General features: G+C 46.4%; 12 protein-coding genes and 1 riboswitch. Of the genes, 8 read left to right on the top strand and 4 right to left on the bottom strand.

All coding sequences use genetic code 11. The annotated features are described in order from the left end of the window. Nucleotides 1-204 precede the first annotated feature (204 nt). From ACFVQB_RS25910 to ACFVQB_RS25895, 4 genes are all read left to right on the top strand, one after another. Complete coding sequence (locus tag ACFVQB_RS25910) at nucleotides 205-933, top strand: Cthe_2314 family HEPN domain-containing protein (RefSeq protein WP_379446823.1); 729 nt, start codon at nucleotides 205-207, stop codon at nucleotides 931-933. 131 nt (nucleotides 934-1064) lie between these two features. Beyond that, nucleotides 1065-1206: riboswitch (SAM riboswitch) on the top strand. Between the two features lie 127 nt (nucleotides 1207-1333). Then, complete coding sequence (locus tag ACFVQB_RS25905) at nucleotides 1334-2368, top strand: methionine ABC transporter ATP-binding protein (protein WP_379446822.1); 1035 nt, start codon at nucleotides 1334-1336, stop codon at nucleotides 2366-2368. After that, nucleotides 2368-3027, top strand: a complete 660-nt coding sequence (locus tag ACFVQB_RS25900) for a methionine ABC transporter permease (RefSeq protein WP_379446821.1) — start codon at nucleotides 2368-2370, stop codon at nucleotides 3025-3027. Before ACFVQB_RS25905 ends, ACFVQB_RS25900 begins: the two co-directional genes overlap by 1 nt. A gap of 80 nt (nucleotides 3028-3107) precedes the next feature. Next, on the top strand, nucleotides 3108-3944 hold the full coding sequence (locus ACFVQB_RS25895; protein WP_379446820.1) for a MetQ/NlpA family ABC transporter substrate-binding protein: 837 nt from the start codon (nucleotides 3108-3110) through the stop codon (nucleotides 3942-3944). Nucleotides 3945-4113: 169 nt separating this feature from the next. Here the strand turns inward: ACFVQB_RS25895 and ACFVQB_RS25890 are convergent, their stop codons facing one another. Continuing rightward, complete coding sequence (locus ACFVQB_RS25890) at nucleotides 4114-5112, bottom strand: DUF2167 domain-containing protein (RefSeq protein WP_379446819.1); 999 nt, start codon at nucleotides 5110-5112, stop codon at nucleotides 4114-4116. Between the two features lie 323 nt (nucleotides 5113-5435). Here ACFVQB_RS25890 and ACFVQB_RS25885 point away from each other — a divergent pair, with 323 nt between their 5' ends. Next, on the top strand, nucleotides 5436-6215 hold the full coding sequence (locus ACFVQB_RS25885) for an SDR family oxidoreductase (RefSeq protein ID WP_379446818.1): 780 nt from the start codon (nucleotides 5436-5438) through the stop codon (nucleotides 6213-6215). 66 nt (nucleotides 6216-6281) lie between these two features. Here the strand turns inward: ACFVQB_RS25885 and ACFVQB_RS25880 are convergent, their stop codons facing one another. Continuing rightward, entirely contained in the window at nucleotides 6282-6527 is a 246-nt protein-coding gene (locus ACFVQB_RS25880; protein WP_062324083.1) for a NifU family protein, read from the bottom strand. Between the two features lie 80 nt (nucleotides 6528-6607). Between ACFVQB_RS25880 and ACFVQB_RS25875 the strand changes: the two genes are divergently transcribed. Further along, nucleotides 6608-6862: a YuzB family protein gene (locus tag ACFVQB_RS25875; protein WP_063566116.1), complete on the top strand. Its 255-nt coding sequence runs from the start codon at nucleotides 6608-6610 to the stop codon at nucleotides 6860-6862. Here the strand turns inward: ACFVQB_RS25875 and ACFVQB_RS25870 are convergent. Then, nucleotides 6859-7920, bottom strand: a complete 1062-nt coding sequence (locus ACFVQB_RS25870; protein WP_379446817.1) for an NAD(P)/FAD-dependent oxidoreductase — start codon at nucleotides 7918-7920, stop codon at nucleotides 6859-6861. The genes ACFVQB_RS25875 and ACFVQB_RS25870 overlap by 4 nt on opposite strands. A gap of 225 nt (nucleotides 7921-8145) precedes the next feature. Continuing rightward, nucleotides 8146-9252: an aminofutalosine synthase MqnE gene (mqnE, locus tag ACFVQB_RS25865; RefSeq protein WP_379446816.1), complete on the bottom strand. Its 1107-nt coding sequence runs from the start codon at nucleotides 9250-9252 to the stop codon at nucleotides 8146-8148. A 441-nt stretch (nucleotides 9253-9693) separates the two neighbouring features. Between mqnE and ACFVQB_RS25860 the strand changes: the two genes are divergently transcribed. Then, the gene (locus ACFVQB_RS25860) at nucleotides 9694-10050 is read left to right on the top strand and encodes a HesB/IscA family protein (protein WP_247899263.1); all 357 of its coding nucleotides are present in this window, start codon (nucleotides 9694-9696) and stop codon (nucleotides 10048-10050) included. A 318-nt stretch (nucleotides 10051-10368) separates the two neighbouring features. Further along, nucleotides 10369-14271 carry a carbohydrate binding domain-containing protein gene (locus ACFVQB_RS25855; RefSeq protein WP_379446815.1) on the top strand — a complete coding sequence of 1301 codons (3903 nt, stop codon included), beginning with the start codon at nucleotides 10369-10371 and terminating at the stop codon, nucleotides 14269-14271. Nucleotides 14272-14276: the final 5 nt, after the last annotated feature.

The following is a 14276-nucleotide window of genomic DNA, read 5'->3' as shown; positions in this document are numbered from 1 at the left end:
ATTGTCGTTCAGGGGGGATGAATCCAGTGAAGTTCACCATCCGATGATGTACATCATTGGACAGGTGAACTTTGTTTGATGTCAGGCGTGTCAGGGCACCCTATTGTAAGCAGCGGTCATACGTGTACTCTGATTCCGATTTTATTTAATATGATGAATTATTATTAATTTGATGATCTGCAGAGTGGAAAGAGGAGGCTATATATGCTGCGAACGTTGCTGGGTGAAAAGCCGCGTAAAAATGAAGGGGTTCTCAAGGAAGCGATGGAGGCGATGGCGGATACGCTTGAGTTATTTCAGCGACAGATGCATGTGGACCATGATCCTACCCATGATTTTCGTAAACTGTATGTGTGGACCCAGGGACTGATCTCCTCGCTGGATGAACTGGAGCAAAGTTGTTTTGCTGCTTCCCATTTCCGTCAGAAAGTCAAAGCGGGCTCTACAGATGATATGACGATACCAGAAAAAGCGGAGTACGCCCGTTACGTCTATTTCTATAAGGATGGCTTCATCCGATGTTTTGCCATTCTGGATAAGTTAGGTACAGTATTGAATGAAATATTTGAGCTGAACACAACCAATGTTAAAACTCATTATTCTTATTTTACCGTATTAAGACAGTTCGGATATGACAAGCTGCATTATGTTCTTGCCAACGAACTGATCCAGATCAAGGACTCCTACCGTGAGCCAATGAGCAAATTGCGCAAACGACGAAACATGGAGATTCATTACATGAACTCCGAAATGCAGGATGATCTGTGGCAGCTGCACCAGACTTTGCAAGGGAAAGTAAAGCTGGAGGACCTGGATCAGCATCTTTTGGAACTCCGCGAGGGCGTAGACATGGTATGTAAGACGTTAAAAGCAGCGTATGGCTACATCAACAAGAAGTGGCATAAGCAGGGAATGGCTCAGCCGCCAAAGTGATTTGAATTGTAATATTTGCCTTTGACAAATCGGAATACTTGGATTATAATGAGTTCCTGATCGACAGTTAGATGGAATTAACATTTATGACATTAACATTATAACTATTACTGAACTTATAAATTAAATATTTCTTATCGAGAGCGGCGGAGGGACAGGCCCGATGAAGCCCGGCAACCGATTTATAACTGCATGACAGCTGTGTCATACTTTATAGATGTTAGGTGCTAATTCCTACAAAATGGTGCAAGGCACGATTTTGGCAGATGAGAAGGTATAATCTTTCACGTGAAGAGCCCTTTTTGTTTCTGCAAAAGGGGCTCTTTTTTTGTACGACGAAGGGGAGTTTTCCTTTCATTCGGGTAAAGATACATGTAGGCAGTGGGAAGGAGCAGTAATTTTGATTGAATTAAAAGGTTTAACCAAGACGTACGGTAAAGGTTCGAAAAGTACGACGGCCTTATCGGATCTGAATTTGAATATCCGCAAGGGTGAAATATTTGGAGTTATCGGCCATTCCGGTGCAGGCAAGAGTACATTGATTCGATGTATTAATTTGCTTGAACGTCCAACGGCAGGCGAGGTTTGGGTTGATGGCATCAATTTAACGAGTCTTAACAAAAGCGATTTGCAACAACAACGGCGTAAGATCGGCATGATTTTTCAACACTTTAATCTGTTATCCTCAGCTACGGTATATGATAATGTGGCTTTTCCTTTGAAGCTCGTTAATACTCCCAAGGCTGCAATTGATCGGAAAGTGAAGGAAATGCTCGCATTGGTTGGACTGGAGGACCACAGCAATAAATATCCGGCCCAATTGTCAGGTGGACAGAAGCAAAGGGTAGGTATTGCAAGAGCTTTGGCGAGTGATCCGAACGTGTTGCTGTGTGATGAGGCCACATCGGCACTTGATCCGCAGACAACCGATTCGATTCTAAAATTATTGCTGGATATCAATGAAAAGTACAACCTCACGATTGTTCTAATTACCCATGAGATGCACGTGATTCAGAATATCTGTGATCAGGTGGCGGTTATCCATCAGGGAGGCATCGTGGAGCAAGGGCCAGTGACGGAAGTATTCCTCAAGCCGCAGCATGCAATTACGCGTGACTTTATGATGCGGGACCACGAGGTGGGTATTGCGTTAGAAGAAACTGCTCTGGCGAGTGCAGATGTTTCATTACAGACGGACGGAGCTTCTAAGCTTGTGAAAATATCCTTCCTGGGCAATAAAACATATGAGGCGATTTTGTCCAGAACGGTTCGTAAAACAGGAGTGGATTTCGCCATTTTGCAAGGCACCATTTCAACGATCAAACAAGTTCCCTATGGACAGCTGACCGTTCGGTTTGAAGGGCAGTCGGATGAGATTGATCTCACCATTAAAGAGTTAGTGGATCAGGGACTTGATGTGGAGGTGCTTCGTTAATGGATTTTTCAACGGTACGTTGGGAAGAAATCGGTAAGGCTTCAATCGAAACACTGCAAATCCTGGGAGCATCGGGTCTGTTCACGATCATCATTGGTTTGCCGCTAGGCGTATTGCTGTTCATGACGGCAAGGTCGTCTTCAATCCAGTCCCAAGTGGTGTACACAGTACTATCGTTTATTGTAAATATTCTGCGCTCAGTGCCATTTATCATTCTGATTGTTGCACTCATTCCGTTTACGCGTTCATTGGTCGGCACAGCTACAGGTGTGCTGGGCGTTATACCACCGCTCGTCATTGCCGCAGCTCCATACTTTGCCCGGTTAGTGGAAACTACACTGCGTGAAGTGGACCGTGGCGTCATTGAAGCGGCACAGGCGATGGGAGCTTCAACCGGACAGATTGTAAGGCGTGTGCTTCTGCCAGAGGCATTGCCGGGTCTGCTAGCCGGGATTACCATTACAATCGTTACCCTCGTTTCCTACACGGCGATGGCGGGGATGGTTGGTGGTGGAGGTCTGGGAACATTGGCAATTAATTATGGATACTATCGATATCAGAATGAAATTATGATTATATCCGTTGTATTTATGATCATTCTGGTGCAAGTGCTTCAGATGGCTGGCGATCGTTTGGTTAAATGGTTCACCAGGAAATAACACATATATAGCATTTGCCTGATTCGGTATCGATTTGGTGCAAAATGCAAAACAAATTTATTGGAGAAGGGGTTTTACACATGAAAAAATGGTCTTTTGCTCTACTTAGCATTATGCTGATTGCGGTTCTTGCGGCTTGCGGAAACAACAAGGATTCCGACAGCGGCGCTGACAATGCTGGAGGCGCACCGCGCACCGTGGAATTGAAAGTGGGAGCATCACCTACACCGCATGCGGAAATTTTGGAAAGCATCAAGCCTGAACTCGAAGCAGAAGGCATTCGCTTGCAAATTGTGACTTTCAATGATTATGTTCAACCGAACCAACAGCTTGAAGATAAACAACTGGATGCAAACTTTTTCCAACACCAGCCTTACCTGGATACAGAGAACAAAGAACGTGGATTTCACCTCGTTGCTGTAACACCTGTGCATGTTGAGCCATTTGCTGGTTACTCCAAAAAAATCAAGTCATTGGATGAGTTAAAAGACGGCGCCAAAGTAGCCATTCCTAATGACCCATCCAACGGCGGTCGTGCACTGTTGTTGCTTGCGAAAGAAGGACTTATCACGCTGAAAGACGACACAAATATCACTTCCAACATTCAGGATATCACAGCCAATCCGAAAAACCTGAATATCATCGAGCTGGATGCAGCCATGATGCCTCGTCAACTGGATGAAGCAGACCTGGTATTCATCAATGCCAACTACGCGCTGGAAGCGAATCTGAACCCAGAGAAGGATGCGCTGCTGATCGAGGACCTGCAAGGTAACCCTTATGCAAACATCCTCGTATCCCGTGAAGATAACAAAGATGCAGATGCCATCCAGAAACTGGCTGCAGCTCTGCATTCCGAAGAGGTTAAAACATTCATTAAAGAACGTTATCAAGGTGCTGTAGAACCTGCGTTTTAAGCTAAACGATTAAGCTGAAAATAAATTGTATACTCGGCTCCACTTCTTATGGAACTACTAAAGAAAGCCCTGCATTCTCTTTATAGAGAATGCAGGGCTTTTGTTTTGTTCATCATGTTAAAGAGTACTTCGATGTAAGAGTACCTTATGAATTTTACATTGTAAAGCTTTAACGTTTATGCGGATCAGTATCCGAACGTCCGTCTGTTTGATGGCTGTGAGAATCTGTGGACTCCTGTCCAGCAGCATGCTGTTGGTAAGCTTCCTCAGCCGGAGATGGCGAGTTCTGATCTCCCGGATCAGCATCCTTTTTGCGGCCAGTCAGCTTGCGACGAATCCATCCGAAAGCACCAACAATGGCGGCAACGATGACAAACCATCCTTTTTTAAGCAAAAGCAATAATCCAACTTTCTTGGCTACAGCTACACCAGCTCCACCCAGAATCAGACTGGTCAGGCCAAGTTCAGATTTTTTGTCTACGGATGCATCAAACTCTTCATAGGTGTTTCCTTTGATCACGTTGAGTTGGTTAAGCACAGAGCTTTCAAACTGTTTGCGGTTTTCTTCAAAATTGGCGCTATCCGTAACGAGGATAACACCGATGTATCCTTCGCGGGTGAGTACATTCACATTGTAATTGACGAGTTTTTCCCGCTCTGCATCCTCAAGACCAAGAGAATAGATCAATTGATGTTTGGTGCTGTCATAGGCGGGCTCAATCTCCCATCCAGTGATAAACAGTTGATTTTCGGGTGTTGTTTTCTCATTTTGATCTTCTGTACCTCTTTTGTAGCTATCGAGCAGTTCATCGGCGTCCAGATCGTCTTTCTCACTGTCGTCGACATGACCGGTATCGTTATATTCGAAAATAACATACCAGTTGGAGTTTTCGCCTGCGCCATAGATACTTCCAATTTCCGTTCCATTGGGGAAGGAGTCCGTGTCTTCCAGAAACCTTTGGGTGTTAGCTGCATCTAGATAGGAAAGGTTTTCAGCTACGGTTAATGTTGCTTTGTTATCAAGTACTACGTTTGAAGGCCCATCAATCCATTGATAATCTTCGGTGGAGCTATTGCTTTCACTTTCTGCAGATGCTGTTGTCGAGAATGGAGCTTGAAATGAGGCGACAAGCAAAATTGCGAGTAGAGAGGCTAACCATCTTTTCATTACGCTATATTCCTTTCGAAGGTGTCATGCAATGTTGTCATCTACATGAACATATGTATTGTGTCGTTATATTCATAAGAAAATAAGGACTTATCGACAGTACCATAGGCACTCGAACCAGACAAGGGGAATCTGGATATAAAGGGTTAATTTTCCTACAAAAGACCTAATTCAATTTATTTTAGTTGTTTGAAAGATAAGTATTTAGTCCTTAATTTACACTTTTTTGCAAATGGTACAGATTGGTGGGAAACGTGAGTTGTGGGGGGATGATAAATCTTTTATACTGGATGAGTGACTGCTCTTTGAAGAGGGGGATGAACGTGAAGGGAAAGATTGCCCTCATAACGGGAAGTGCCAAAGGTCTTGGTAAAATGGCGGCCCTCAGTCTGGCGGATCAGGGTTGTCATATTGCTCTGAATTACGTACATAGCCGTACGGAAGCTGAGGCGTTACAGGCTCAGATTATCGCCAAGGGTGTGCGGTGTATTGCCATTCAGGCCGATATTTCCAAGACAGAAGAGATCACCATGCTGGTTGCACAGGTTGAAGAGAAACTGGGCAGCATTGATATTCTTGTGAACAACGCGGGTCCTTTTGTCCGTGAACGTCGACTGTTTGCCGAGTATTCCGAAGATGAGGTTCAGATGCTTGTGCAAGGAAACCTGCTTGGACCGATGCTGCTGGATCATCGTGTATTGCCTGAGATGCGACGTAAGCAGTGGGGACGAATTATTCATTTTGGCTTCAGTCATGCAGGAGAAGCGAGATCATGGCCTCATCGGGCGGTGTATGCTGCTGCGAAGGTAGGTCTGGTTTCATTCACAAAGACACTTGCTGTGGAGGAAGCTCCCTACGGTATTACAGTTAATATGGTATGTCCAGGTGATATTCGCGGTGTCAACAAAGAGAAAACGATTGATGAGATGGCAGGTATAACCGACGAGGAAACGCCGAGAGGACGTCCTGGAAGCGGTGAAGATATTGCGCGGGTGATCACCTATCTGTGTCTGGATCATTCCGATTTTATAACAGGCAACATTATGGATGTATCTGGAGGACTTGATCCGATTCGTCCTAACATACAGCGTGAGGATGCATAGCGCAAAAAAGAGCCCCCGCTTCATGCGAAGCGAAAGGCTCTTGAGGTTTATTTCGTGAAGGATTGATTAGAATACTTGTACGACTTCTTCGACACCGTCAACTTCTTCAAGAAGGGCGCGTTCAATCCCGGCTTTTAAGGTAATGGTGGAGCTTGGGCAGCTGCCGCAGGCACCGACCAGTTTCAGCTTAACGATGCCATCCTCTACGTCGACCAGTTCCACGTCACCGCCATCGCGTTGCAGGAACGGACGAAGTTTGTCAAGCACGTCAGATACCTCATCATACATGGTGCTTTGTGCGTTTTCGCTCATTTTTTTCAACTCCTTTCCTCACTATATTATATTACAATTGGCCATAAATTAAAATGGTCAAACAAAGCAGGTGAACCTACATGAGACCGATTATTGAATTTTGTGCCAATAATATGCATTTTGGCACAGATGAAGTCATGGATCAACTGGAAGAAAATCCAGACTATGATGTGATAGAATACGGCTGCCTCAGCAACTGCGGCCAATGTTACATGACTCCATTTGCACTGGTGAATGGCGAGTTAGTCATCACCGACAAAGTGGAGGATTTATATAACGCCATCTTGGCCAAAATTGCCGAAGCCGATGCCTGGGATGAGTTGGATCTCGATTAACCGAGATGACGCTTGGACATCCAGAGCACGCCGCTTTTTAAAATACGTGGCACACGTCCCATCATGGACGTTTTGCCCATCAGCCCAAATCCAGCCTTCTTGCCGAGTGCACCGAGTGTGCCACGAAGCTTGAGTGGCTGCGGATTGGGCTTTTCGCCTTTCCAGAGGGCATGCTGAATATGGGCGATTTGTTCACCCTGTACTTCGGCAGCCTGACCGCTTGGTGCATAAGGCACGCTGGCGCAGTCACCTACTACATAGACATCGGTATATTCCGGAATTTGATAATATTCGTTCAGTACAACACGACCTTGTGGATCCTTGGTCACATCGAGATCCTGTACGACTTTTACGGGCTGAATTCCGGCAGTCCAGACTACCGCATCCGTTAGAATTTCTTCATCCCGGTTGAAAATGGCATTTGGTTCAAGTCGGGAAATGGCAATATGTCCACGTGTCTCGACCTGATGTTCGCCGAACCATTCATGAACATAAGCAGACAAGCGCTGCGGAAAAGCGGATAATACACGTTCACCACGGTCCAGGATACTGATGTTCAGGTCCGGTCTGCTCTCACGAAGCTCGGCAGCCATTTCGACGCCGCTCAATCCACCGCCGACGATATGCACATTACCATAAGCTTTAACTTCGTTAAGACGAAGGTAGGTTTCCCGTGTTTTGCTGAAGCTTTGAATCGTACAGCTATATTCCTCGGCTCCCGGCGTATTGTGGAATCGGTCTGTACATCCAAGCCCAATCACGAGCTTGTCATATTCCAACGGGTCCTGGCCTTCAAATTCAATCTGACGCTGTTCCAAGTCGATCGAAGTTACTTCTCCGTAACGATAAGTGACTCTATCACTGACTGGGAATTGGATACGCAGGTCATAATCGGATACCGTCCCTGCTGCGAGTGCGTAATATTCAGTTTTCAATCCTTGGAAGGGACTGCGGTCCACCAACACGATTTGTGTATCTGACGGAATCTTGCCTTCCAGAAGTTCCTTGATAATCGTGAGGCCACCGTAGCCGCCTCCGAGAATGACGAAATTTTTCATGACTCGGCTTCCTTTCTGCATCAGTCCCGTGTGAACGGGGCTGTAACCTGTGGAGCAGCTATGCAATAACATAGCTGCTCCTGTTTGTTTTTTTAATCTGGATTTGAAATGATTCAAAATGGGCATTTAAAATTACAGATATACCTTAGAAATTTGCATCACTCCATGCCAAACGCTCCCGGGTAGAATGAAAGTCGCTTATGGGAATGATGCTCGTGTTACATACTATTCGTACACTTGAATTTCATTGTAGAACGTATCACGTTCAACCGGAATGCGCCCAGCACCCTTAATTAACCATATAAGCTCTTTGCGGGTGAGGCCTTCAGGTGTTAGTGCGCCTGCTGCATGACTAATCCGTTCGCGAACGATCGTACCGTGTGCATCCGAAGCACCGAATCCCAGAGCGACTTGAGTCAGCTGTGGACCAATGTTGATGAAGTAGGCTTTAATATGATCGATGTTATCCAACATCAGACGGCTGATTGCAATCGTTTTGAGATCCTCATATGCGGAGTTACGGCGCATAATGCTGGCGTTTTTGCTTTTCGGCTGCATGGAAAGCGGGATAAAGACCATAAATCCGTTGGTTTCATCTTGCAGTTCACGAATCTGTACCATATGGTTTACACGATCCTCATAGGACTCAATGGATCCATAAAGCATCGTTGTATGGGTACGCATGCCCAGATGATGAGCAGTACGGTGCACTTCCAGATAGCGGTCAACGTTCGCTTTGTTTACGCGCATTTTTTTGCGGTATTCATCGGACAGGATCTCAGCGCCGCCACCAGTCAGTGATTCCAGACCTGCTTTTTGCAGTTCTTGTAGTACTTCCTTGATGCTCAGTCCGCTGATGCGGGTGAAGAAATCAATCTCGGCAGCCGTGTAGGCTTTCAATGTAACGTCCGGATATTTTTCGTTTAAAGCACGTAAGGAATCGACATAATATTGAAAAGGAACATGGTTGTTATGTCCGCCTACAATATGGAACTCGCGTACACCTGGGTGAATATGCTGTTCTACGTAATCAATCATTTCCTGACCGGACAATGTGTAAGAGCCATCTTCGCCCTGATCTTTGCGGAAGTTACAGAAAGCGCAGTGGGCTTCGCATACGTTGGTAAAATAAAGGCTCATGTTTTCAATAAAATAAACTTTCTTGCCATTCTTACGCAGGTTGGCCTCATTGGCCAGTTGGCCCAAAGTCAGCAGATCATCCGTTTCATACAGATAAACGCCGTCTTCTACGGTCAGCCTTACGCCGTTCTGCACTTTCTCAACGATTTCAGCCATTCTTTTGTCTGTGAACGGTGTTACCAATGTAGACATGTTGTATCCTCCTATTCTTAACCGGAATCGAGTTGGGTGTAGGACTTACTTACAGAACTACATAGAAAAGATGCGGTCATCTGCCGCTTCTTATATGGACTAACTCTTATTTACCCGGTGCAGCCTGTGCTGCGTACGTAAAGCTAATTTTTCATCAAAATGAGTCTTGTGACTCTATATGCATTGGGGACTGCGTGCAGTCTCGAAATGTGAAAAAAATTACAACTCCAATTATGACCATCACCTGAATAAGTCATGACAAAATATCGACATTTCAAAGCGATCACCTACCCATTATAAACCTCGTGTCCCGGGGGTTCAATACACTGGGAAGAAAAAGGAGTTAAGGGGGAACGCGGAAACAGGCAAAGATGACTTGAGCCCCTTGACGGGGTGGAGTATAATTTAAAGAAGAGTTAACGAAAAGGAGAGTGACCTGGCATGATTAGCATCAGCGAAACGGCTGCAGACAGATTGAAAGAAATGCTTGCACAGCAAGAGACACCTGGTATGTTCTTGCGTCTTGGCGTAGCACCGGGCGGTTGTACCGGATTTTCGTACGCCATGGGCTTTGACGATAAAGAGTCCGATGAGGACCTCTATATGGATATTCAGAATATGAAGGTTGTTGTAGAGAAGGAAAACCTGAAATATTTGAATGGACTTGAAATTGATTTTGAAGAATCCGGCATGTCCGGTGGTTTCACCATTCACAACCCGAACGCAGTGGCAACATGCGGCTGTGGATCATCCTTCCGAACGAAGGAAGAAGCAGGCGTACCGGATAAAGATTGTTAATGATTGCGAATCGCGACCTCTATAGCGTATTAGTCTCGTACTAATCACGTTATGGAGGTCTTTTTGTTGTCGTATGGATACTGCTTCCAATTATATGTTGACATTTTGTTCCATGCGAAGTTATATTGTTTTTGTGCAAACGTTTGCGCAATTTAAAAAAAACACGAAAATGAACCACTGTAATCACAAAAGCAGGTGATGATGGCAGAAGGGAGGTATGACGATAAAACGTTTGGGAACCGGAAATGACCAATACTTAAGCCGTCACTCTGTGATCTAAATGACTGGACGGATGGCTACAAATCGAGGAGGTAGGACATGAAGTTAGTACGACGGCTAGGCGCATTCCTTTTGACGTTGCCGCTCATTTTTTCTTTTCAGACCAATCTTGCTTTTGCAGAAATTTCCGCTTCTCATGTGTATCATAATCATATGCCGAATTTTTGGGCTTACTATGACACTTCCCAATATGCTTCGGCTTCGGTCGGAACTCCAATTCGGTACACATACGATGGTCAGGTTATTAATTTGAAAAGTAGTCCCCCTGCCGGATATCCTTACTATCTGCCCAGCGGGGCACCAATGCCACATGACGATCTCGTATCATACTACACGCATCACGCCAAAACCGGTGCTTATTTGTCTTGGCCATGGCAAGTGGCTGGCGATCTGAAGAACAATCATCCTGCCGCTGGAATGCAGGTGACGATGTCAGGCTCACTGCTTAACAACGTAGACAGCTTTATGTATACCAATAATGTAAACGGTTACAACAACAAAAATTGGGGCGCACCCTGGAAGAACGCCTACAATAACCTCAAAACCGTCAATGGCGAACGAACGTTGGACCTCATTCATTTCTCAGGTCATCATTCAATGGGACCTTTGGCTGGAAATGAATATTTGCTTAAGGACCTTATCTATCAGAATACGGTGATGGCTCAACCTTTTTTCTTGGGGGATTCGTTTAAATCCTCCAAAGGGTTTTTCCCCACCGAGCTCGGGTTCTCGGAACGGATTATTCCGGTACTCGAAAAGCTAGGCATCGAATGGTCGGTCATTGGCAATAATCATTTTTCACGTACACTGCAAGATTATCCTCTGTTGAATGCCCCCGGCAAGGATACGATGGTGTCACCGCCAAACCGTGCAGACCTGCAGAATACCAGCGATGTGGGTTCGTGGGTATCTTCTCCAATGTTTAACGAGAAACAGGTGGTTTATAACAAATATCCGTTTGCCTCTACGCCTCATTGGGTTCGTTACGTCAATCCCGACACCGGCACAGAGAAACGTGTCATTGGGATTCCTGTCGCCCAGGCTGAATCGTGGGAGGAAGGATACCAGGGCTCGGTCAAAGCCGATGCACTCAAGCCGTTCGAAGGCATGGTGGATCAGAAGCAGTTTTTTGTCATCGCACATGATGGGGATAACTCCTCTGGTCGCGCTGGTTCTGAAGACACGTGGCGCAATGCGGGCAATGTGACTTATTCCCAACAGGGAGTAAAAGGGGAAAGCATCAATGAGTATTTGCGTACGAATACCCCGAAAGCTGATGACGTGGTGCATGTACAAGACGGATCATGGATCGACACACGTGACTCTTCGTCCGACCCGACTTGGTATCATTGGCGTCTGCCGTTTGGCATCTGGAAAGGTCAGTTCGATGCTTTCAACAAAGTAACAGGACTCAATCTGGAGCCCAAAAAAAACCTGGACGGTGTCCAGGAAGGTATGACGGTATCGTTCGAGTACGGATACCATTATCTGGAACGAAATTTCGCTCTGGAACAGGCTGCACTCAATTATGCAAAGACGGCTGAGCAGATCTGGCTGGACAGCCATCCAAATTACTGGAAGCCAACAACGGCGCTTGATCGTGAGATTACGTATGAAGGCAATCAGCTTAATCCATGGATGATGGCTTACCCGGTCAAAGGGGACCCGGCCAACGACTACAAAGGTGGGGCCAATCCGGCCGAGCTAAGCTGGTATTTCCTACTGCCAGCGCTGGATTCCGGCTTCGGCTATTACGATGAAAACGTGGATGATGGCGTGAAGCCAACTTTATCATTCAACCAGTCGTTATTCTTCTCTAAACCATATGTAACCACCCAACTGGCGAAGGATCGCACGGGACCATCGGTCTGGTGGCCTCAACGTTATCCGTATAACCCAGGCAGTGCAAACGTCAGCAAGGCAGAGGGGTGGACACTCCATTATTTTGACAACAACTTCGGCATTTACACCTATGCCTATGATGCTAGCGGAATAAGTGACATCAAAGTAAAAGTGCGTACACATCGCGACAAGCGGGCTGACGCCAAAGACAATACGTTCCGCGTGTACGATCCTGCAGATCTCAATGCGAAGGGTGTATCCAATATTGATCCAGCCAAGGTTAGCCATTGGAAGGAATACCCGATGAATAAGCGCGACTTGAAATCGGATATCAACGGTGTCGCCTGGCAACCAAGCAGCACGGATATGTTCAAAAGAGTACCTGCTCAGGAGATTGGTGACCTGTATTATACGTATTTTGACGAATTCCAGGATCAAATGGTCGATTATTATATTGAAGCAGTCGATGCCAATGGCAATGTTACCCGGAGTGACATTCAGACCGTCTATGTAGGTACCGGAAAGTACAACAAAGATGCATCCGGCAAAATGGTGGAGGAAGCGAATGGTACGATCAAAGGTACGCATCCGTTTCTGGTCATAGACCGTACACCACCAGAAGCACCGACGGATGTAAAGGCAGTGGGTATAACGGACCGAAGCGTTACATTGCAATGGAGTGCTTCCACCGATGACGTCGGCGTGGACAATTATGACATTTACCGCGATGGAAGCAAGGTGGGGAGTTCAAAAACAGCGAGTTATACGGACACTGGGCTCAAACCTGCAACGGAATACGAGTATACAATTAAGGCGAATGACAAGGCGAACAATAGTTCAGGCGCGAGCGCTCCTTTGAAGGTTGTGACGCTGGGGGCAGATACTCAGCCGCCAACGGCACCTACCGATGTGAAGGTCAGTGGAAGGACTGCTTCGTCCGTGACGCTTGAATGGACAGCCAGCAACGACAATTATGGCGTGTCTCGTTATGACATTTACCGTAATGGCAGCAAGGTAGGAGAAACTGCGAAATTATTGTTCACGGATGAATCCCTCACTCCTGCGACAACCTATACCTATACGTTGAAGGCGGTGGACGCCGCTGGCAACATGTCTCCATCCAGCGCACCCGTGACAGCCAAGACGGAAGAGGGGAACATCGTTACGATTTATTACAAGCAAGGATATGCGAGTCCATATATTCATTACCGACCGACAGGGGGGACATGGACGACGCCTCCAGGTGTAAAGATGGCAGCTTCGGAATTGACGGGTTACAACAAAATGACGATTAACGTAGGCACAGCTTCCGGTTTGGAGGCGGTATTCAATAACGGCAGCGGCACATGGGATAACAACGGCGGAAATAATTATCAGTTCCCATTGGGTATCAGTACGTACAGCTCCGGAAAAATTACTCAGGGTGCACCAGTGGTGGATGTAACAGCACCAAGTGTGCCTAACGGACTAGCGGCATTATCCACAACGACAGATCGCATCACCTTGGCGTGGGAAGCTTCATCAGATGATGTTGGTGTAGCTGGATATGAAATTTTCCGAGACGGAACAAAGGTGGGGACAAGTATAACGCCTGGTTATACGGACAGCGGCTTGAAGCCTTCCACCACTTACAGCTATACAATTCAGGCCTATGATGCAGCGAACAACAGGTCCGCTGCAAGTGTCGAACTCAAGGTAATGACGGAGGCTACCCCGAAAAGCAACAGTGTGACCATCTATTACAAGCAGGGATACACAAGTCCGAATATTCATTATCGCCCAGCAGGCGGTACGTGGACGACGCCTCCTGGTGTGGGGATGCCGGCGGCAGAAATACCAGGTTACAACAGGATCACAATCGATGTAGGTACAGCAACGGGTCTAGAGGCAGTATTCAACAACGGGAGTGGCACATGGGACAACAACGGCGGCAAAAACTATCAATTTCCCCTGGGTGTCAGCACGTACAATGCGGGATCCATTTCGCCAGGTGCCCCTCCCGGGACACAGACTGCTTTGGAGATTAAGAAAAGAGTAAATTTCCTCTCGACATACCATAGTCAAGGTACATCACAGGTAGTACAGCGAAAGAGCGCGTAACGTTT

This window comes from Paenibacillus sp. NPDC057886 (genome assembly GCF_042796655.1).
Lineage (GTDB): Bacteria > Bacillota > Bacilli > Paenibacillales > Paenibacillaceae > Paenibacillus.
Note: the sequence above shows the minus strand (reverse complement) of the source record. Positions and strands in the feature narration are given on the sequence as shown.

Excerpts from the sequence above, each read along its gene's own strand:
- ACFVQB_RS25910 (WP_379446823.1), top strand. The coding sequence starts at position 205 with ATGCTGCGAACGTTGCTGGGTGAAAAGCCGCGTAAAAATGAAGGGGTT.
- ACFVQB_RS25900 (WP_379446821.1), top strand. The coding sequence starts at position 2,368 with ATGGATTTTTCAACGGTACGTTGGGAAGAAATCGGTAAGGCTTCAATC.
- ACFVQB_RS25895 (WP_379446820.1), top strand. The coding sequence starts at position 3,108 with ATGAAAAAATGGTCTTTTGCTCTACTTAGCATTATGCTGATTGCGGTT.
- ACFVQB_RS25890 (WP_379446819.1), bottom strand. The coding sequence starts at position 5,112 with ATGAAAAGATGGTTAGCCTCTCTACTCGCAATTTTGCTTGTCGCCTCA.
- ACFVQB_RS25880 (WP_062324083.1), bottom strand. The coding sequence starts at position 6,527 with ATGAGCGAAAACGCACAAAGCACCATGTATGATGAGGTATCTGACGTG.
- ACFVQB_RS25875 (WP_063566116.1), top strand. The coding sequence starts at position 6,608 with ATGAGACCGATTATTGAATTTTGTGCCAATAATATGCATTTTGGCACA.
- ACFVQB_RS25870 (WP_379446817.1), bottom strand. The coding sequence starts at position 7,920 with ATGAAAAATTTCGTCATTCTCGGAGGCGGCTACGGTGGCCTCACGATT.
- mqnE (WP_379446816.1), bottom strand. The coding sequence starts at position 9,252 with ATGTCTACATTGGTAACACCGTTCACAGACAAAAGAATGGCTGAAATC.
- ACFVQB_RS25860 (WP_247899263.1), top strand. The coding sequence starts at position 9,694 with ATGATTAGCATCAGCGAAACGGCTGCAGACAGATTGAAAGAAATGCTT.
- ACFVQB_RS25855 (WP_379446815.1), top strand. The coding sequence starts at position 10,369 with ATGAAGTTAGTACGACGGCTAGGCGCATTCCTTTTGACGTTGCCGCTC.